This window comes from Halomonas sp. A40-4, assembly GCF_015767635.1.
GTDB classification, from domain to species: domain Bacteria; phylum Pseudomonadota; class Gammaproteobacteria; order Pseudomonadales; family Halomonadaceae; genus Vreelandella; species Vreelandella janggokensis.
On record NZ_CP065230.1, the window covers coordinates 639152 to 658226 of the forward strand.

Consider the following 19075-nt stretch of genomic DNA (forward strand, 5'->3'; position numbering starts at 1 on the left):
CATGATCAGCGGGTCAGCAGCATGGCATCGCCATAGCTGAAAAACGCATAGCGCTCGTCAACCGCCGCTTGATAGGCGTGCATGATGTTATCGTAACCTGCGAATGCCGAGACCAGCATTAACAGTGTTGATTCGGGCAGGTGGAAATTGGTGATCAGCGCATCCACGCAGCGCCATTCATAGCCGGGATAGATGAAGATATCGGTATCGCCACTGAAGGGGGCAATTTGATTGTCCGGGCTCTTGAGGCAGGCGCTCTCCAGGCAGCGCACGCTGGTCGTGCCCACCGCAATCACCCGCTTGCCCGCTGCCTGTGTGGCGCGCACCTGCTGGCAGGTGTCCTCTGAGACATCAATCCATTCGCTATGCATGTGGTGCTCAAGAATGTTGTCCACGCGCACCGGCTGGAAAGTGCCAGCGCCGACGTGCAGGGTCACGAAGGCGCTGTTTATCCCTTTTTCCGCCAGCGCATCGAGCAGCGGCTGATCGAAGTGCAGGCCTGCCGTAGGCGCTGCCACCGCACCATCGCGCCGGGCATAGACGGTTTGATAGCGCTCGCGGTCGCTGAGCTCGTCTTCCCGGGTAATGTAGGGCGGTAGCGGCATATGGCCATGTTTTTCCAGCAGCGCAATCATTGGCGTGTCGCCCAGAAAGCGCAGTTCGAACAGCGCATCATGGCGGCCTTCCACGACGGCGTGAATATCGCCTTCAAAGACCAGCTTGGTGCCGGGCTTGGGGGATTTGCTCGACCGGAGATGCGCGAGGCCACGGTGGGTATCAAGGGGGCGCTCAAGCAGCATTTCCACCTTGCCACCACTGGCTTTCTGGCCGTGCAGGCGCGCCGGGATCACTCGCGTGTCGTTGAACACCAGCAGGTCGCCGGGCTCGAGAAGCTCAAGCAAATCGGGAAAACGGCGGTGTTCGAGCGCGCCGCTCTGGCCATCTACGCACAGCAAACGGCAGTCGCTACGCTGTTCAGACGGGTAACGGGCGATAAGCTCGTCGGGTAGCTCAAAATGAAAATCCGCACGCTGCATGAAAAAGCTCTATATCGGTGACCAAACGGGCGGCATAGGATAGCGCTTTGTGGCGATAAAGTCAGTCAATGTGATTGACCTAGAAGGTGATCTACGTATAATGCGCAGCCATTGCCGGTGTGGCGGAATTGGTAGACGCAGCGGATTCAAAATCCGCCGCTGTAACAGGCGTGCCAGTTCGAGTCTGGCCACCGGCACCATCTTTAAAATCAGGGGCTTAGGCCCCTTTTTTGTGTCTGGACGTTGAGCTTTTCTCCTTCAAGATGCTTGAGTGTGCCTACAAAGTGTCAACAGCGATTCCAGCCCTTACTGTCTTACTTACTTCCTCGCATTAGCCAAACGCTCAGTCGCCAGCTTTCGATAAAGAGCAACCAGCTCTGCGCTCTTGGCGTCTTCGTGCCAGCTGGCGGCATAGATCTGGCCGCGCTCGGCGAGCTGTGCTCGGCGTGTTTCATCGCTCAATAGCTGGTTAACCTTAGTGGCGAAGTCGTTATGGTCTTCCTCGGCGATCAGGCAGCCTTCACCTTCTTTTAAGACATCAAGCGTGCCCATGGTGGCGGTGGAGACCACCGGTGTGCCCAGCGCCATCGCTTCCAGCAGTACCAGCCCCTGGGTTTCCGTGCGTGATGCAAAGACGAAAACGTCGGCGGCGCGGTAGGCCGCTTGCAAAGGGCCGCTGCGGTCGAGATAACCGAGAAATAGCACCGATTCCGCGACGCCAAGCGCCTGAGCACGCCGGACAAGCGAGTCTTGGGCCGGGCCTTCGCCGGTAATAATCAGCCGGGTGGTGGGGTGCTCGGCTAATACCTTGGGCAGCATGTCGATCAGAAAGTCGATGTTCTTCTCGAAGGCGGTGCGGCCTACATAGAGCAGCAGTCGTGCTTCCCGGGGCAGGCGGTAATGAGCCCGAAAGTCGCTGTCATGCTGAGGCGAACAGAACGCCTCCAGCGCCAGGCCGGTAGCAATCACCGTGGTGGGCGTGGTCACGCCGTAGCGAGTCAGTGCATGCTGCATCGCTTGGGAGGGAGCTACCAGGGCGCTTAGCTGATGGCATTGGTGTGCCGAAAGCCGCCGTGCGGCCAGGCGTAGCCAGCGTTTTGGTAACCAGCGAATATAGTGCTGAACATACGCCTCAAAAAGTGTGTGGTAGGTCGCGACCACCGGAAGCCCGAGTCGGCGACCCAGGGCAACACCGGCATAGTGGGCGGTAAAGGGCGTATGGACATGAATAAGGTCAAACGCCTTGCCTGCAAGCTGCGGTGTCAGAGCGAGCAGATCGCGGTAGCGCATCATGCGATCCTCCGGGTCACCGGGTACCCGGTGCGAGCGGATGCGCAGTACACCCGGTTCGTCCACTTGGCCCAACGGGTAGTCGGGGCAGATCAGTGTGACTGAGTGACCCAGGCGTTCAAGGGCACCGCGAAAGCTGGCAATGGAGGTGGAGACGCCATTGACGCGGGGAAAGTAGACATCCGAAATCATCAGTACTTTCATGCATCCCGGCTGCGCGTTAGCCGTTGACGTCGTTGAGTGAAGCAGCGCCAACGCCGATTCCCGCCGAGCCTCGCGGTCAGCCTCACGTTGCAGATAGAGAGCATTGCCGTTGGCTAAATGGGTTAACGCCGCGACGTCCTGGTCACTGAGCGGGGAGTTGAGAGGAGGGCGTCGACGCTGTGGCATGTTGTCTAAACTCTTATGGCAGCTTATTGCCATCCTAACCCGAGCCCATGACTTGCTGATGACAGCTTGTCATCCCTATTGCACCTCGGTAGAGCGTTAACGCACAGTTGGCTATTCCCTCGCTTTTTGTCGCCGAGCCGTTTTATAGTGAATGAATCGCATTCGACGAAACACGGTAACCCACCATGGCCCTTTTTGAGCTGCATAGCCGCAACTTATCCCAGGAGCAGGTGGCCCATACCCACGATTTCCATCAGCTGATACTGGCGACCTGTGGTGTCACGGAGCTTTCGATGGAGGGGCGGGGGGAAAGAGTGACGGCCCGGCGTGGCTGTTTGATTCCCTCGTCGCGACACCATGAGTACCAGGGCGATGGCAGTAACCGTACCTTGGTGCTGGATGTTCCCGTGGCTCAACTGGCCACGCTTGAAAAAGGCAGCGAGATTGAGCGCCTGTTCGATAGGCCGCGTTTTTTCAGCGTCCCCCCGGCGTTAAATCAGCTTACCCACGCCCTGGCCAGTCAGCTCGAGCAGTGCCCCGGGTTGCAGAATGAAATCGCCATTCTGCTGCTGCGCGCGCTGACGATGTATCTGCACGACGCCAGGCCTGAAGCCGTTGAGCAGTTGGGGCAGCATTGTATCAGCGAACGCCTCGACCTCGCCCGTCTGGATGCCTGGCTGGATCAGCACCTTGCCGATGAAATCCGCGTGGAGCAGCTAGCCGCCCTTTGTGCCTTGAGCCCGGGGCATTTCCACACCTGTTTTCGCGAGCTGACCGGTGTGACGCCGCTGGCGTATGTCCAGCGCCGACGCCTGGAGCACGCTCGAACGTTGGTACGGCACAGTACGCTTAGCCTGGGGCATGTCGCCATGTTGGTCGGCTTTCGCGACCAGGGCAGCTTCTCGCGCGCATATCGGCGCTATTTTGAGATATCACCCTCGTCTGACAGGTAAGCGTTTCCTGGAGTCAGCCACCTTAGACCGGTTTGCATGACTTACGGGCAAACTTGCCGCAGTGTCGGGCAAGTAATTTGCCCAATAGCGTTCTAGTCTCTGAAGAAGCCTTTTTGATGGAGAGACCCAGTGAACGTTACCTACCAAGACAGCAATGCGCGGATGAGCCAAGTAGCGGTTCATAACGGCACCGTTTACCTTGCGGGCCAGGTCCCCAAGGATGCCTCGGCGGATATGCGCGGCCAAACCGAGCAAGTACTGGTACGCATCGACCAACTGCTGGCCCAGGCCGGTACCTCCAAAGAGCATCTGCTGTCAGCGCAAATCTGGGTGACCAGCATGGCAGAGTTCGACCAGATGAACGCCGCCTGGGATGCCTGGGTCGTGCCGGGCCGCCCGCCCGTGCGCGCTGCCGTTGAAGCCAAACTCGCCAAACCCGAGTGGAAGGTTGAAATCATGGTGATTGCCGCACTGCCGGAGGCCTGACATGCGGGTTGTATCTGCACAAGACGTCGCTCAAGCGCTTAGCTGGGAGGGATTGGTCAAGCGGCTACATGCCACCTTCGTGAATGGCGTGGAGTCGCCGCCGCGCCACCATCACGCCATGCATCGACCGGATGGCGAAGCCACCATGCTGCTGATGCCCGCCTGGGAAGAAGCCGGGTATATCGGCGTCAAGATGGTCAATGTGTTTCCGCAAAACGCCGACCATGGCGTTCCCGCTATCTCCGGGCTTTATCTGCTCAGCGAGGGCAAGCACGGTCAGCCGCTGGCATGCATTGATGGCAGCGAGCTTACCCGGCGTCGCACGGCGGCGGCGTCAGCACTTGCCGCCCAGGCCCTGGCAAATGAAAACGCAGAGACCCTGCTGGTCGTGGGCACTGGCAAGCTGGCGCCGATGGTGATTGAAGCCCACGCCAGCGTGCGGCCTATCAAGCGGGTACTGATTTGGGGACGCAACCCCAGCAAGGCGGCAGCGATTGCCAACGATTACGCCGAACGCTTCGAGACACAGGTAGTAGACGAGCTGGCCGATGCCGTGGCTGAGGCCGATATCATCAGCTGTGTGACGCTTTCCACCCAGCCGCTGATCAAGGGTGAATGGCTGACCCACGGCACGCATCTGGATTTGATCGGTGCGTTCCGCCCGCAAATGCGCGAAACCGATGCCCTGTGTTTGCGCCGCGCCGAGGTATTTGTGGATACCTACGCCGGTGCCCAAGGCGAGGCGGGGGATATTCTGCAGGCGATTGACGAAGGGGAATTCCAGTTCGACCAGATTCAGGCCGAGCTTGCCGAAGTGCTATCTGACACCAAGCCCGGACGCTTGGGAAAGGAGGCGATTACGCTGTTCAAGTCGGTAGGCGCGTCGCTTGAAGATCTTGCTGCCGCCATTGAGGTATGGGAGTCACTTCCCGAATAACCCACACAACAAAGAAATCGCTACCGATTAGGTGATAACGCCAGTCATAACCAAGACCGACCAACAACCAAAACGAGGTATGTTATGAACACTAGCAAATCCATATTGATTGCCGCCCTGGCAGCGCTCCCCCTGGCCATTGCCAGCGCTAATGCCCAGGCGCAATCCAATGAAATGGTGATCGCCACCCAACTGCCGGAGGACATGAGCAATAACGCGATTTATCCGGCGTTGGTGCACTTCAAAAATCTTGTCGAGGCACGTACCGACGGGGATCTGACGGTCAACATATTCGGTGGCGGCCAGTTAGGCTCCGAGGTTGAGAATGGCTCGGAAGTACAGGGCGGACGTACATTGCAGTCGACGATCATGTCGGCCGGGGCCATGTCGTCTTTCTATGATGATTACCAGGTGGTCACGGCCCCCTTCCTGTTCACTAATTGGCGCCAGGCCTGGACCTTCTTCGACAGTGAATGGTTCGCTGACTTCATGTCCGGCACCATTGAAGACGCCGATATGCGTTACCTCGGCACCTTCGATGATGGCGGTGGCTTCGTGGCGTTTACCAACAACGTCCGCCTGATCGAGACCGTCGAAGACCTGGAAGGGCTCAACATCCGCACTGAAGAGAACCCCGCCCACGTCGCCATCATGCAAGCCCTCGGGGCTTCTGCCACGCCGCTGCCCTGGGGTGAGCTGATCACCGCGCTGGAGACCGGCCTTGCCGATGGCCAGTTCAATGCCCCGGTGCTCAACACCACCTTCAACTTCGATGCCGTCACCGACTACACCACACTCACCGGGCACGTATACAACAGCGCCCCCTGGATGGTCAGCGAATCGTGGTATCAATCGCTACCCGAAGAGCAACAGCAGGTGTTGATCAACTCCGCGCGTGAGGCGATCCAGATGAGCCACGGCATGTCCGGCGCCCTGGCCACCGCCAGCTGGGTGGAATCCTGCGAACGCTTTGAAGAGTGCTACCTGATGCCCGATGAAGAGCGCGAACGCATGGCCGAGATTGCCCGCCCTGCCTGGCAGGAATGGATTGTCGATGACTTCGGCATGGACGAAGCCCGTGTGCAGGGGCTGCTGGACGAAGTCGAAAGCGTTGGCCAGACAGTTGCCGAGGAAGACTACCGGGTTTATGGCCAATAAACGCATGTCCAGAACGACGCGCTGCTGATCGACGCCGGGGCGGCAATTACCGCCCCGGCGTAAACCGTGATTAGCGGGCGTTGTCATGAGGGGGCTTTATGGGCGTATTACAACCGTTGCGCCGCCTGAGCGATAGCGTCAATCAGGTGGCTATCGTGGTGTGTGTGGGCTGTATTCTGGCGATGCTGGGCATTTCGTTTACCGCGTTTATCTACAAGCTGGTGACCGGCAGCACGCTAAGCTGGACGTACTCACTGGCGCGACTGTTTTTGCCATGGATCGGCTTTTTATCCATGACCATCTCGTTGCGCTATGGCGAACATGTTGCCATGACGCTGCTGGTTCGCAGCCTGCCAAGAGTCCTGGTGCAAATCGCTGCCGGGCTCTGTTTGGCGGTGATTGCGCTGTTTGCCCTGATGCTGACCTGGTACGGCTGGGATTACTTCACCAGCGCCACCCAGGTCTACATGGTGTCCGCGCAAATTCAAATTCCCAGCAAGGTGACTGCCATCGTGGTGCCTCTCAGCGGCATCATCATGCTGCTGCACCTGGTGCATGGTTTTTCACTGCTGGAGCATTTTATCGATGATGACGACGTGATCGGCGAGCTCATCGACTCGGCCGACGGGGAGCACCGCTCATGACGCCTGCGATTATCGTCTTCGTACTGCTGCTCTTCATCGGCGCGCCGGTGGCCGTGGTCATGGCCATGTCAGGGCTGGCGGGCGGTTTTGCCATGGGCGGCGAACGCATGCTGGGCATCATTGCCGACCGCATGTTCTCGGGCGTTTCCGGCTTTTTGCTGATCGCCGTGCCCTACTTTATCTTCACCGCTGAGTTGATGAACCAGGGTGGGCTGACCCACAAGCTGATCGCGTTCAACAATGCGCTGTTTGGCCGGGTGCGTGGCTCGCTCTCCCACGTGAATATCTCCGTCTCGGTGTTTTTTGCCGGGCTGACCGGCGCGGCAGTGACCGACACCGTGGCAATCGGCAAGATCATGATCCCCGAGATGAAAAAGCAGGGCTACGATGCCGAGTACGCCGCGGCGGTCACGGCCTGCTCCTCAATCATCGGGCCGATTATTCCGCCCAGCGTCGTGATGGTGGTGTACGCCACGCTGCTGCGGGATATCTCGGTGATCGACCTGTTTGCCGGTGGCATTATTCCCGGCCTGATCATGGCATTGGCGCTGCTGGGCGTGAGCTTTTTCCTGGCCTGGAAGCGCAACTACCCCAAGCAGGCGCCAACGCCGTTCAAGATGGCGGTCATGTCGTTTCTGCTGGCGCTTCCCGCCATGGTGGTGCCGCTGATTATCCTGGGCGGTATTCTTTCGGGGCTCACCACGATTACCGAAGCCTCGGGCTTTGCGGCGGTTTACGCCATCGTGATCGGCGTGGTGTTCTACCGCAATCTGACCTGGCGCAAGATCTGGGATTCGCTGGTGACCACGGTACGCTTCTCCGGGGTGGTGTTTTTTCTTCTGGCCACGTCAGCGGTGCTTGGCTGGTTTGTCACCCGCTCGGGCATTGCCCGGGATGCGGCGAGCATGATCACCACCGTCAGCGATGCGGCCTTTGTGCAATTGATGCTGGTCTGCCTGCTGCTCATCGTGATTGGTACGGTGATGGATGTGCTGCCCGCGCTGGTGGTGATTGCCCCGGTGCTGGTGCCCGCGATGATCCAATTGGGTTTCGACCCGCTGCACTTCGCCATCCTGATGATCGTGGTGCTCAATATCTCCAATGTAACACCACCCGTGGGGATGACGCTGATGACCGCCGCGCGAATCGCCGAGGTGCCCTATGAGCGGGCCATTGTGGCCTCGCTGCCGTTTTACGTGTCGTTTTTAGTGGTAATTGTACTGCTGGCGGCGTTCCCAGCACTTTCTACCTGGATTCCTTCTTTACTCTAACGGGCTGCCAAGGATTGCGAATTTGACCATGAAATGCTTCTACCATCCTGATCAGGCCTACCACGCGCCGCCAACGTTTCTGTTGCGCGGCCAGCCTGCGCCTTCACCGGAAGGCCCACTGCGCGCCGAGTTGCTTACCCAGGGCTTGACCAACGCAGGACTGACCCTGACCGCCCCCAGAGAGGCGGATTCGCCGACGCTGCGCAAGCGCCTGGAGCAAATCCATACACCGCGCTACCTGACATTTCTGGATACCATTTATGCCCGTTGGCAGACCCTGCCCAATGCGGCGGAGGTGGTTGCCCCCAACGTTCATCCTTGCGGCGGTGGTCACCACTACCCACGCCACCCGATCGGCCAGGCGGGCTGGCATCTGCATGATATGGCCTGCCCGCTAAGTGCCACCAGCTTTCAAGGCTCGCTGGCGTCAGCCGCCAGCGCCGAAGCCGCTGCAGAAGAAGTGCTTGATGGAGCACCAGCGGCCTACGCGCTGTGCCGCCCGCCGGGTCACCATGCCGGGCCTGAACGCGCCGGGGGCTTCTGCCTGTTGAACAACTCGGCGCTGGCGGCCACGGTGCTGCGCGAACGCTTTGCCAAGGTGGCCATCATCGACGTGGACCTGCACCACGGGAACGGTACCCAGGATATTTTCTATGATCGCTGTGATGTCTGGACCGGCTCGCTCCACGCTGACCCCAGCGACTTCTACCCGTTCTTTTGGGGCGGTGCTGATGAAGAGGGCAGCGATGAGGGCGTCGGCGCAAATGTCAATCTGCCCCTGCCGGTAGGCAGCGATGAGGTGGTCTACCTCGACGCCCTGGCGGTGTTAATTGATCACCTCCAGCGCTACGCGCCGGATGCCGTTGTGGTGGCGCTGGGGTTGGATGCCCACAAAGATGACCCGCTGGCAGGGCTCACCGTGGAAACAGACGCCTTTGTAGAGCTTGGCAAACGCCTGGCCGCACTGTCGTTGCCCACCGTTGTGGTCCAGGAGGGCGGTTATCCCACCGAGTATCTAAGCGCCAACCTGAGCGCCTTCATGCAGGGCTTTACGGCATGAGCACGACCGGCTTTTACTGGCACGAACGCTGCTTTTGGCACGACCAGGGCGCCATTGGGGTGTTTTCCGCACCCGGTGAGTTTTTACAGCCCCAGCCCGCCTCGGAAAGCCCGGAAAGCAAGCGGCGGCTGAAGAATATCCTCGAAGTCAGCGGGCTGATCGATGAACTGAGCGTGGTTAAACCACCTGTCGCGACGCTTGATGATCTGCTGCGCTTTCATACCCCACGCTACCTGGACGAACTGCAGGCGGGAGACAAATCACGAGGCGGCAACGGCGGCGACTGCGCCCCCTACATGCCGGGCAGTTGGGCGGCAGCCACGCAATCCGCCGGGTTAGCCATCGCTGCTGTGGAAGCCGTGGCGCTTGGCGAGGTGAACAACGCCTATGCCCTTTGCCGTCCGCCGGGTCACCATGCGGAAGCCGACCAGGGCCGTGGGTTCTGCCTGCTGGGCAATATTCCCGTGGCGGTGATGCGTGCCCGCGCCCTGGGGCAGGTCAAGCGCGTGGTAATACTCGACTGGGATGTACATCACGGCAACGGCCAGCAGGCAGCGTTTTATGGCCAACCAGAGGTGTTTACCGTTTCGCTCCATCAGGCGGGCAACTACCCGCTGGAAACCGGTGATTTCGATGAACAGGGTGAGGGGGCCGGTCGGGGCGCCAACCTCAATCTGCCCCTGCCGCCGGGTTGTGGCCTGGGGGCCTACGCCTATGCCATGGAAAAACTGGTGTTGCCGGCGCTCGAGGCCTTCAACCCCGAGCTCGTCGTGGTGGCCTGCGGTTATGACGCCTGCGCCAAAGATCCATTAGGCAAAATGTTGCTCAATAGCCAGGCGTTCGCCGACATGACTTCCCAGCTTAAATCGCTGGCCGAGCGCTGCTGCGATGGCAAGCTGGTAGTTGTTCATGAAGGCGGCTACTCGGAAGGCTACGCGCCGCTATGCGGCCACGCCGTCATCCAGACCCTGGCAGGCAGCGAAATTGCCGTGCCTGATCCGCAAAACGATGAAATTGCCGCCTGGGGCTATCAGGCCCTGCAACCGCACCAGCAGACGTTGATCGACGACTGGTGCCAACAGTGGGAGCAAACCACCCGATGACACCGCTTTACGACCGCGACGGCTGGATCTGGCAGGACGGCGAATGGCGTGAATGGCGCGACGCCAAGGTGCATGTCTTCACCCACACGCTGCACTATGGCATGGGGTGTTTCGAAGGGGTGCGCGCCTACGCTGGCCCCGACGGCACACACCTGTTCCGAGCCGCCGAGCACACCCGCCGCCTGGTGGAAAGCGCCCATTCGCTGGATATGCCACTGCCGTTCAGCGAAGCGGCGCTGATCGACGCCCAGCGCGATTGTCTGGCCAAAAACGGCCTGAGCAACGCCTACCTCAAGCCCACGGTATTCTTCGGGGCGGAAGGCCTGGGGCTGCGCGCCCAAGGCTTGACTACCCATGTGATGATCGCCGCCTGGGATCTGGGCCCTTACATTTCCCCCCAGGCTGCGACCCACGGGCTGCGCGCGCTGACCTCTTCCTGGGCGCGCCACCACGTCAATATCAGCCTTTGCCGCGCCAAAACCAACGGCCACTACGTCAACTCCATGCTGGCGCTGAACACGGCGCTTAAAGCCGGGTTTGACGAAACCATCATGCTTGATCCGGAAGGCTACGTGGCCGAGGCCTCGGCGGCGAACGTGTTTTTGCTGCGCGATGGCGTGCTGCACACCCCGGAAGTGACCTCCTGCCTGCAGGGCATCACCCGGGATAGCGTGATTCAACTGGCGCAACGTGAATTGGGTATCGAGGTGCGCGAGCGGCGGATGACCCGCGACGAGCTGTACACCGCCGACGAAGCCTTCCTGACCGGCACCGCCGCTGAAATACTCCCGCTGCGCGAGCTGGATGGGCGGCGCATTGGCGTCCGTGCGGGGGCTACGCCTGTCAACGAGCCAATCAGCCCCGACAGCGTGACGGCTCAACTGCAGCGCTTATATCGCCAGGCGGTGCGCGGTGAGCTGGCTGATTTTTGTCACTGGCTGACGCCAGCCTAAGTCTTGATTGCCTTCTCCAGCGCCGCCAACCTCCCTGGCTCCAACGCGGCCTGCACGGCGGTAATGCGTATCACGTTGGCAAGTTCCGGGTGGGCCAGGCGAGCGACCAACACGCCCTCAGCGAGCAGTTGCTGGTGCACCTCGGCGGCGAGCTCGGCGCTGGGCAGGCGAATACCGATAAAGTTGGTGGCGCTGGGCAGAACTTCCGCCCCCAGCGCGCGGAAGTGTTCTGCCAACTGCCCACGGCGGGCTTTTACGTCGGCAACGTGCTGGTTCACCTCGTCAGGGTGGTCGAGCACCACTTCGGCGGCGGCCTGGGTGAAGGTGGAGACGGCGTAGTGAATGCGCACTTTCATCATCATCGCCAGCACGTCGGGCTCGGCTATCGCGTAGCCAATGCGCAGGCCCGCCAGGCCGTGGGCCTTGGACAGCGTGCGCAGGCGGATCACGCCCGGAATCGCTCGGGTGGTGAATTCGCTGCCCGCATCGTCGCGGAAGTCCCCGTAAGCCTCGTCCAGCAATAACCAGCAGGTGTCGGGCAGGGCCTCACGCAGCTTGAGAATGTCGCTATCGCTATGCAAATGGCCGCTGGGGTTGTCCGGGTTGGCCAGATACACCACCCTTGCATCGGCGTCTTGCGCTGCGGTTGCCAGGGCGTCAAGGTCCGGGGCCAGCACGCCCGGGGCCTCAAGATAACTGGGCTCCACCAGGTGACAGCCCTGCCCCCTGGCGAAATAGCCAAAGGTGGGGTAGGTACCCGCAGTGCTCACCACCGTATCGCCGGGTTCGCAGGTGGTACGCAGGGCCAGCGCCATCAGGCTGTCGGCGCCGGCATCCACCAGCAGCGTCTCAAGGGGCATGCCCTGCTGGGCGCTCAAGCGCTTGCGTATACCCAACGCCTCGGCATCGCCGTAGCTGTAAACGTGGGTCGCCAGGGCATCGCCAAAGTGCTCGCGCAGGGCGTGGTGGGGCATGTCCAGGCCCTCGTTGGAGCCCAACTGGTAGGGAACCGCATGGCCAAGCTTGCGCTCCAGCACCTTGATGCCGGGGAAAGGGTTATGCGGGCCTTCGCCGGTTAAGTGTTCGGGGTAGCGGGGCATAACGTCTCCAAATGAGATAGCGTAGAATGTAGCCTAACACTGCAACGAAGAAAACCTGTCCAAGGATACGGCATGGCCCACCTGCTACGCATCGTGATGATTCACGGCCACCTGGAAGGGGTGGTCGAACTGAGTGTGGATGGCCACACCAATATTTGCGGCACTAACGCCTCGGGTAAAACCACGCTCCAGCGGCTGGTCCCGGTGTTTTACGGCGAGCTACCTAACAAGGTCGTCCCCAAAACCCGCATGAAGTTTGACGCCTTCTATCTGCCTTCCAGCAATAGTTATCTGGTGTACGAATATCGCCGCGAAGCGGGGGATGTCTGCCAGGCGGTGCTCACCCGCAGCGCCAGCGGCGGAGTGGAATACCGCTTTGTCGGTGCGCCTTACCGGCCCGAAGACTATCTGGTGGAAACCGACCAGGGCCCGCTAGCGATACCCTACAGCCAGTGGGCCAGCGGCCTGCGCCGGGAATCGATCGAGGTGTCGCCCAAGCTCTCCGCGACCTCCGAATACCGCGCGGTGATCCAGAACGACTTCACGCCCACGCCGGGACTTGCCATGCACGGCAACCGCAAGGACGCCCTCAAGCTGCGCCAGATGGCGGCCAAGTTCAGCCTGGTCAAGTCCGAGCATCGCATTCGCCATATCGAAAAGCTGGTCTCGGCGGTGCACGCCAAAGAGGGCAAGATGGATACCCTCAAGACCATGCTGGCGGCGATTTTCGAAGAGGACGGCGTCGAGCTGCCGGTAACGCGCATCCGCAGCGCCAAGGCGCGGGAGTGGATTGCCCAGATGCGCCAATCCATGCGTCTCGAGCCACTGCAGCGCTCGCTCACCAAGCTGCATGAGGTGGACCGCGAGCTCGAGCACCTGGAAACCTCGCTTTGGCAGCTCAAGCCCCAGCTGGAGGCCGACCAGAACAGCACCGAGCGTAGCCTGGCCGACGCCGAAGCCACCATGGCCGAGCAACAGCGCGTCTTCGAAGCCGAGCAAAGCGCCTACGAGGCGGCCCGCGACCAACTCAACGACCAACTGAGCGAGCGCGAGAGCGAACTGAAGCAGACCCAGCGCGAGCTGAGCGATCTTCAGCAGCGCTTCGAGGCTTTCGAGGACGCCGATATGCCGGCGCTTCAGCGCGACCTCAACGCGTTGCCGCAAAAGCGCGAGCAGTTCGACCAGCTCACCAGCCACCTGCGCACGCTGCAGGACGCCGTGCAGGCCAGCCAGGCCCGCAAGGAAGAGCGCCTGCGCGAACTCGGCGAAGCGCTGGCCCGCCAGCGCGACGAGATCCAGGCCCTGGTCGACGCCCTGCACGATGAAAAAGCCGAACGCCAGGAAGCCCAGTGGGAAGCCCAACGCCAGTTGGAAGCCCGCTACCACGAACAGCGCCAGACGCTGGAGACCGACTATCAGGCACGCCTGGCCCAGGGCGTCGAGCAGTTGGCCTCGCTGAAAGCGGCGCTCGAGCACAATGGCACCACGCCCGAAGAAAGCGAGGAAGCCGCGCTGGCTCAGGCGCGTTTGGATCAGGCCCAAAGCGAGCGCAGTGCCGCCAACAGCCAGCGCGAGAGCCAGCGCCGCGAGGTCGAAAGCCTCAAGCGCGAACGCGACGAGGCCGAGCAGGCCCACGCAGAGGCGCGCCGGGTGCTTTCCCGCCGCCAGCAGGATAACCAGGCCCTGCATCAGCAGCGCGACCCCAGCCAGGGCACGCTACGTCACTTCCTGCGCTACCACCTGCCCGGCTGGGAGCAGCGCCTGGGCAAGGTGATCGCCCCCGAACTGCTGGAGCGCCGCGATCTGGCGCCGGCGCTTGCCGAGCCCGCCGGGGACGACCTGTTTGGCTTGGTGGTGGATACCCACGCTATCGAGCCGCCCGACTACGCCCAGGACGAAGCCAGCCTGCTGGTCGCCATCGACGCCGCCGAAGCCGAGGTGTTGCGCGCCGAGGCCGAAGTAGAGCGCGCCGAAAAGGCCCTCAAGCGGGCGAACGAGCGAGTGGGCGAGGCCGACGATGCGCTCAGCCAGGCGCAGTTGGCGGTCAAGCGTGCCGATGAAGAGGTCGACTACGCCCAGGAAGCGCGCCGCCAGATCCAGGCGCGCCACGCCGAGGCGCAGCAGCAGCGGCGTAGCGAACAGCAATCACTGCTCGCCGAGCAGGAAGCCCAACAGCAGGCCCTGCGCGACGAACGCCAGGACGCGCTGGACAAGCGTCAGGCGGCGCACCAGGCCGAACTCCTCGAGCTCAAGGCCGATGCGCAAAACCAACTGGATAGCCTCGACGGCCAGATTCAGCAGCACAAGACGCAGCTTACCGAGCTGAAAACCGAGCACAAACGCCAGTGCGACGAGCTGGAGCAGGCCTTCGACGAAGAGCTGAAAGAGCAGGGCGTTGACCCGGAGACGCTGCGCGACACCCGCGCCAAGCTGAAAACCCTGGAAGCGCACATTCGCGAGACCGCCGCCCGCCAGGAAGAGCTCGAAGCCTACTCGCGCTTCATGCGCGTGGACTGGGAACAGCGCAAGCCCGAGCTGGTCGAGCAGGAAAGCCGCCTGAGCCGTGAAGTGGACGACGCCAAGCGTCAGCGCGAGCAGCACCAGCAGGCGTTCACCACCACCAAGGCCGCCCACCAGCGCCACGTCAGCGCGTTCGAGGCTACTCGCCGAGAATCTCAGGACATTCTCAACGAGCTCAAGCCGCTGCTCAAGCAGCTCGACGAACTGCCGCTGGCGGCTAACCCCACGCCCCAGCAGGACGCCCCCGGCGATGTGGGCGAGCGACTGGCGCGCAGCCGCGAAGCCCTCAAACGCCGCGCCCAGGAGCGTGACGCGCTGCGCAAGGGCTGCCAGGAGGTCGAGAGCCAGCTGATCAAGGGGGCGAGCACCAGCTTTGTCGATGCCCTGGAAAGCGAGCGCGGCAAGCTCAACGACCCCGACGACCCCCGCGCATTGCTGCCGCTGCTGGGCGGCATGCTCAAGCTGCTCGAGGACCAGCAACAACAGCTGATTCAGCAGGGGCGCAACCTGAGCGACGACCTGGACAAGTTCTTCACCGTGTTCCGCGACCTCAACCGGCGAATCAGCGCCCAGAGCAAGCGGCTGTCCGACGAAGTAGCCGACGACCTTCGCCTGGAGGGCATCAGCAAGGCCGAAGTGCGCATCCAGTCGACCATCGACGAACTGGGCTTCTGGGAGCCGCTGAAGCTGTTCTCCCAGCGCTATAAAACCTGGCGTGAATCGGGGCAGATGCTGCCCAGCGACGACTACCTCAACGCCCTGGCCGATGTGGTCGACCTGCTGCGCAGCGACCAGCAATACAGCTTTGAAAGCCTGCTGCGCCTGGAGCTGCACCTCAATGAAGGCGGCACCGATCTGGTGATCAAGAACGACCGCCAACTGCTCGAGTCCTCGAGCCACGGCATGGCGTACCTGATTCTGTGCAAGTTCCTGCTGGCGTTTACCCGCCTGCTGCGCGGCCGCGCCGAGATCGCCATTCACTGGCCGATCGATGAAATCGGCACCCTTGCCTATCACAACGTCGAAAAGCTGTTCGACGCCTGCGACAGCAACCGCATCCATATCGTCGGCGCCTTCCCCAACCCGGAGTCCGACGTGCTGCTGCTGTTCCACAACCGCTACCTGATCGACCGCGATGCCGACCAGCCCGACGTCCGACGGCTCAAGCGCATCGAGCCGTATCGCAGCCGCTTATCAGAACGGCTCAAGGCCCGCAGTGAGGAGGTGATGGCATGAGCGATATGAATGCGTTATCCAATGGTCTGCTACCCCATGGCCCGTTGCTGGAGCGCCTGCTGGCCGGCGAGTTTATCTGCGCGGTGAGCGACGAAAGCGCCTTTCAGCGCCTTGAGGATGAAGACACCCGCGAGGCCATCGACGACTATTTGCGCCCGCTCAATCGCCGCCTGGCGAGCAACCCGGACGCCAGTGTCTACTTCCTCGCCTGGCGTCAGCTCGACGACAGCGCCCGCGACCAGCTCTCCCGCCAGCTCAGCGACACGCTGCACAGCCTGCTGCCGGTGCTCGAGTGGCTGCAGCTGGTCCAGGAAGCGCTCGGCCGCGACAGCGTGCTTTCCCCCGGCGATGTGCTCAAGCCCGGCGAACTGCAGGCCAAGAGCGAAGACAACCCCAGCCTGCGCGAGCGCATCGAACGCCTGGCCACCGATAGCTTCTTCGGCTCCCAGAGCGATCAGCTGGACGCCCAGGTCAAGCAGGTGTTCAAGCGCCTGAAGGAGCACGGTTATCTGCTCCAGCCCCACGGCGAGCGGCAGGTCTTTCTGGTCACCGGCAAGATCGACTACCTGCTGGACCTGGTGCGCTTTATTCGCGATGAGGAACACCTGCCCGTTGACGAGCAGGGCGAGGCCACCCAGGAGGCGCTGCTGTGAGCGAAGCCGACACACCGGGGCTGGAAAGCCGCCTGATCACCACCGGCGTCGAGCGCCTGTCGCTGCTGGGGCGCCACGCCGAATCCCTCATGCAGGGCTACGCCCATGATGAAGTGCCGCTCGACGGACTAAGCAATACCGCGCTGCGCAGGTTGCTGGCGGCGCGGATTGTCTGGCGGCCCGACGAGCAGAGCGGCGTCAAGCTCACCCCCAAGGTGCGCGAGCTGATTGCCGAAATGGTCGCCGACGAGGCGCGCCGCCACGTCAACGCCGATGTGGCCGAGACGCTGGAGCTGATTCGCAGCCTGGTCGAGAGCTACCGCGAGTCCAGCCACCGGGGCGACTACTGGCAGCAGGAGCAGCAGCTTTTGCGGCTGCGCCAGGCAGTGGACGACATGAGCGGGCGCTTTGCCGACGCCATCGACAGCCTCTGGCAGCGCCTCAACAGCGACTTTGGCTTTGTCAGCCGCCTGAACGATAAGGTGCGCGAGAACGACCGGGCGCAAAAGCAGGTGGTGCGCCTGCTCGACGGCCTGGCGCTGATCGACTTCAACGAGCTGATTGCCCTGGTGGGCAGCGACGGCACCCTGCGCAAGCTGCTGATCAGCCAGCTACAGCAGCAGCTGAGCGAGCACTACACCAGCCTGCGCGAAGTACAGCACCGCCTGATCGAGCTGATGGCGCGCTTTCGCCATATGCAGTCGCGCAGCCGCCTGGTGGCGGGCATGGCGGCGTTCCTGCGTGAACACCCCGGCTTTGTGCCCGGCAACTACGCCCGGCGCAGCGAGGTGCCCACGCTGTTCAACCGCGCCGCACCGCTCACCGCCGCCGGCTCCGCAGCGCTGGACCGCGCCCAAGACACCGCCACGCTAAGCGCGCTGCTTAACGACATCCCCGCGCCCGCCCACTCGGTGCAATCGGTCAGCGCCGCACGGCCCTCGCAAAGCAGCGAAGGCGACCACGTCGCCGCCCGCCAGCAAGCGCTCAAGCAGGATGTGGAAACCTTCTACCTCCACGTAGTCGACAAGACCGAGCCCGACCAACCCATCAGCGCGCTGGAATACCTGCACACCAGCGAACTGACCTGGAACGCCGAGATATGGCTCTTCCAGGTCATCGCCGAATTCCAGGGCCTACCGCACAGCGAACAGCGTGCTTTCCATATCCAGCAGGAAGAAGGGCAGGCCAGTCCGTTCAATGAGGTGAGGTTGATTCACGATGTCGCGCTGAGTTTGGCGGTGTGAGCATGGGCGATGAAAATCTAACGCCTCAGCTGCGTAAAAAGTTAAGCGAAGTGGAAGGTTTGCTGCGCAGGCAATCACGAGTGGAAAAAACGCGTAGCCAATGGGTGGAACGGTTTTGCAGTTGGTGTGACGCGCACAATATCGAGCTTGGCCTAAGGTTGAGCGGTAAAACGCTTCTTTTTGATCGCGCGCTTATCAAGGAGGTTGATGAGGTGCTCGACAGCCAACGGCTGGCACCTATTGGTCGACTGCTAAGCAGTAAGAGCAGTGCCGAACAGGCAAAGGAAGGGCTAGACGAAGACAAGGGTAATCGCGAACGTCCACGCGCTCAGCGGGTGCTGGTTAATGTTCCCGCGCGTACGCCCGCATGGCTGTCTGATAAGCCACGTTCAATACATGATGTTGACTGGCGCGATATACATCTTGAAAAGTGCGACGTGCTGGTGCAGGTGGAGAACCTGGATAGCTTCTACGAGTTTTCGCCTGAACTAGCACCGCTAAGCGGCTACGCTAATCCGTTGGTCGTCTACCGTGGCGATAGCCACTACGGCGGCGGCTTCAAGCAACTCGCCAGCGCCTGGAACGCAATCCAAAAGCCACACCTCTACGCGGGCGATTTCGATGTAAAAGGCCTCAGCATCGCGCTTTCCAGCGACGCCTCGCACTTATTACTCCCGCCGCTAACATGGCTCACCGAGCAGGCCACTACACTCCACGACCCCGCCAAGCAACTCGAACACCGCCCACGCCTGCAACGCCACCGCGACCAACTACCCGCCGTACATCCGTTACAGCCGTATCTAACGCTGCTACTCGACCAGCAGCGCGGGCTAAGGCAGCAGTTGTTGGGTGAGCAGTTGGAGCGCGTGGCGCTGGTGTGATGATTGAAACCGGCAAAACGCGCCGGCACGCGAATTCTGGCTTTATTGCCAAAATTGGCTTTGCTCTTCGAAGAATCAATGGGGTAGAGTCAAAGCGTTTGGCTGCAAAATCTTAATCAATGCGCCGTCGCGTTCATTGAGGCTTTGTAGCGGTGCGTA

Annotated in this window: 16 protein-coding genes and 1 tRNA gene; 14 read left to right on the forward strand and 3 right to left on the reverse strand. The window is 61.6% G+C overall.

The genetic code is table 11. The features are described from left to right. Positions 1-5: 5 nt before the first annotated feature. Entirely contained in the window at positions 6-1037 is a 1032-nt protein-coding gene (gene queA, locus IT895_RS03085) for a tRNA preQ1(34) S-adenosylmethionine ribosyltransferase-isomerase QueA (RefSeq protein ID WP_199284649.1), read from the reverse strand. Positions 1038-1150: 113 nt separating this feature from the next. Between queA and IT895_RS03090 the strand changes: the two genes are divergently transcribed. Beyond that, positions 1151-1237, forward strand: a tRNA-Leu gene (locus tag IT895_RS03090). 118 nt (positions 1238-1355) lie between these two features. Here the strand turns inward: IT895_RS03090 and IT895_RS03095 are convergent. Next, on the reverse strand, positions 1356-2717 hold the full coding sequence (locus IT895_RS03095; RefSeq protein WP_199284650.1) for a glycosyltransferase: 1362 nt from the start codon (positions 2715-2717) through the stop codon (positions 1356-1358). A 185-nt stretch (positions 2718-2902) separates the two neighbouring features. On the opposite strand from IT895_RS03095, the gene IT895_RS03100 reads away from it, so the two are divergent. The 9 genes from IT895_RS03100 (at position 2903) to IT895_RS03140 (ending at position 11282) form a co-directional block, all read left to right on the forward strand. Continuing rightward, the gene (locus IT895_RS03100; protein WP_066321858.1) at positions 2903-3670 is read left to right on the forward strand and encodes a helix-turn-helix transcriptional regulator; all 768 of its coding nucleotides are present in this window, start codon (positions 2903-2905) and stop codon (positions 3668-3670) included. Between the two features lie 129 nt (positions 3671-3799). After that, positions 3800-4156 (forward strand): RidA family protein, encoded by a 357-nt coding sequence (locus tag IT895_RS03105; RefSeq protein WP_199284651.1) that lies wholly within the window; start codon positions 3800-3802, stop codon positions 4154-4156. Between the two features lies 1 nt (position 4157). Beyond that, entirely contained in the window at positions 4158-5093 is a 936-nt protein-coding gene (locus IT895_RS03110) for an ornithine cyclodeaminase family protein (protein ID WP_199284652.1), read from the forward strand. An 84-nt stretch (positions 5094-5177) separates the two neighbouring features. Continuing rightward, positions 5178-6251 carry a TRAP transporter substrate-binding protein DctP gene (gene dctP, locus IT895_RS03115; RefSeq protein ID WP_066321849.1) on the forward strand — a complete coding sequence of 358 codons (1074 nt, stop codon included), beginning with the start codon at positions 5178-5180 and terminating at the stop codon, positions 6249-6251. 98 nt (positions 6252-6349) lie between these two features. Beyond that, positions 6350-6895, forward strand: coding sequence for a TRAP transporter small permease (locus tag IT895_RS03120; protein ID WP_066321848.1), 546 nt, complete (start codon positions 6350-6352; stop codon positions 6893-6895). Continuing rightward, entirely contained in the window at positions 6892-8166 is a 1275-nt protein-coding gene (locus IT895_RS03125) for a TRAP transporter large permease (RefSeq protein WP_199284653.1), read from the forward strand. The genes IT895_RS03120 and IT895_RS03125 overlap by 4 nt, the downstream gene beginning before the upstream one ends. 28 nt (positions 8167-8194) lie before the next feature. Beyond that, on the forward strand, positions 8195-9226 hold the full coding sequence (locus tag IT895_RS03130) for a histone deacetylase family protein (RefSeq protein ID WP_199284654.1): 1032 nt from the start codon (positions 8195-8197) through the stop codon (positions 9224-9226). Further along, positions 9223-10329, forward strand: coding sequence for a class II histone deacetylase (locus IT895_RS03135; protein ID WP_199284655.1), 1107 nt, complete (start codon positions 9223-9225; stop codon positions 10327-10329). The genes IT895_RS03130 and IT895_RS03135 overlap by 4 nt, the downstream gene beginning before the upstream one ends. Beyond that, positions 10326-11282 carry a branched-chain amino acid transaminase gene (locus IT895_RS03140; RefSeq protein WP_199284656.1) on the forward strand — a complete coding sequence of 319 codons (957 nt, stop codon included), beginning with the start codon at positions 10326-10328 and terminating at the stop codon, positions 11280-11282. The genes IT895_RS03135 and IT895_RS03140 overlap by 4 nt, the downstream gene beginning before the upstream one ends. On the opposite strand, the gene IT895_RS03145 is transcribed toward IT895_RS03140, so the two are convergent. Continuing rightward, complete coding sequence (locus tag IT895_RS03145; RefSeq protein ID WP_199284657.1) at positions 11279-12382, reverse strand: pyridoxal phosphate-dependent aminotransferase; 1104 nt, start codon at positions 12380-12382, stop codon at positions 11279-11281. The genes IT895_RS03140 and IT895_RS03145 overlap by 4 nt on opposite strands. Before the next feature lie 72 nt (positions 12383-12454). On the opposite strand from IT895_RS03145, the gene IT895_RS03150 reads away from it, so the two are divergent. From IT895_RS03150 to IT895_RS03165, 4 genes are read left to right on the forward strand one after another with little or no spacing between them, the layout of a single operon-like run. Next, on the forward strand, positions 12455-16138 hold the full coding sequence (locus IT895_RS03150; RefSeq protein WP_199284658.1) for an ATP-binding protein: 3684 nt from the start codon (positions 12455-12457) through the stop codon (positions 16136-16138). A 26-nt stretch (positions 16139-16164) separates the two neighbouring features. Further along, positions 16165-16791: a condensin complex protein MksE gene (locus IT895_RS03155; RefSeq protein ID WP_199285397.1), complete on the forward strand. Its 627-nt coding sequence runs from the start codon at positions 16165-16167 to the stop codon at positions 16789-16791. Further along, positions 16788-18035, forward strand: coding sequence for a hypothetical protein (locus tag IT895_RS03160; RefSeq protein WP_199284659.1), 1248 nt, complete (start codon positions 16788-16790; stop codon positions 18033-18035). The genes IT895_RS03155 and IT895_RS03160 overlap by 4 nt, the downstream gene beginning before the upstream one ends. A 2-nt stretch (positions 18036-18037) precedes the next feature. After that, a complete protein-coding gene (locus tag IT895_RS03165; protein WP_199284660.1) occupies positions 18038-18916 on the forward strand; it encodes a DUF7281 domain-containing protein in 879 nt (292 codons plus the stop codon). Positions 18917-19075 lie beyond the last annotated feature (159 nt).

Coding starts and splice junctions, on each gene's coding strand:
- queA (WP_199284649.1), bottom strand. CDS start 1,037: ATGCAGCGTGCGGATTTTCATTTTGAGCTACCCGACGAGCTTATCGCC.
- dctP (WP_066321849.1), top strand. CDS start 5,178: ATGAACACTAGCAAATCCATATTGATTGCCGCCCTGGCAGCGCTCCCC.
- IT895_RS03150 (WP_199284658.1), top strand. CDS start 12,455: ATGGCCCACCTGCTACGCATCGTGATGATTCACGGCCACCTGGAAGGG.
- IT895_RS03110 (WP_199284652.1), top strand. CDS start 4,158: ATGCGGGTTGTATCTGCACAAGACGTCGCTCAAGCGCTTAGCTGGGAG.
- IT895_RS03125 (WP_199284653.1), top strand. CDS start 6,892: ATGACGCCTGCGATTATCGTCTTCGTACTGCTGCTCTTCATCGGCGCG.
- IT895_RS03135 (WP_199284655.1), top strand. CDS start 9,223: ATGAGCACGACCGGCTTTTACTGGCACGAACGCTGCTTTTGGCACGAC.
- IT895_RS03120 (WP_066321848.1), top strand. CDS start 6,350: ATGGGCGTATTACAACCGTTGCGCCGCCTGAGCGATAGCGTCAATCAG.
- IT895_RS03165 (WP_199284660.1), top strand. CDS start 18,038: ATGGGCGATGAAAATCTAACGCCTCAGCTGCGTAAAAAGTTAAGCGAA.
- IT895_RS03145 (WP_199284657.1), bottom strand. CDS start 12,382: ATGCCCCGCTACCCCGAACACTTAACCGGCGAAGGCCCGCATAACCCT.
- IT895_RS03130 (WP_199284654.1), top strand. CDS start 8,195: ATGAAATGCTTCTACCATCCTGATCAGGCCTACCACGCGCCGCCAACG.
- IT895_RS03140 (WP_199284656.1), top strand. CDS start 10,326: ATGACACCGCTTTACGACCGCGACGGCTGGATCTGGCAGGACGGCGAA.
- IT895_RS03095 (WP_199284650.1), bottom strand. CDS start 2,717: ATGCCACAGCGTCGACGCCCTCCTCTCAACTCCCCGCTCAGTGACCAG.
- IT895_RS03100 (WP_066321858.1), top strand. CDS start 2,903: ATGGCCCTTTTTGAGCTGCATAGCCGCAACTTATCCCAGGAGCAGGTG.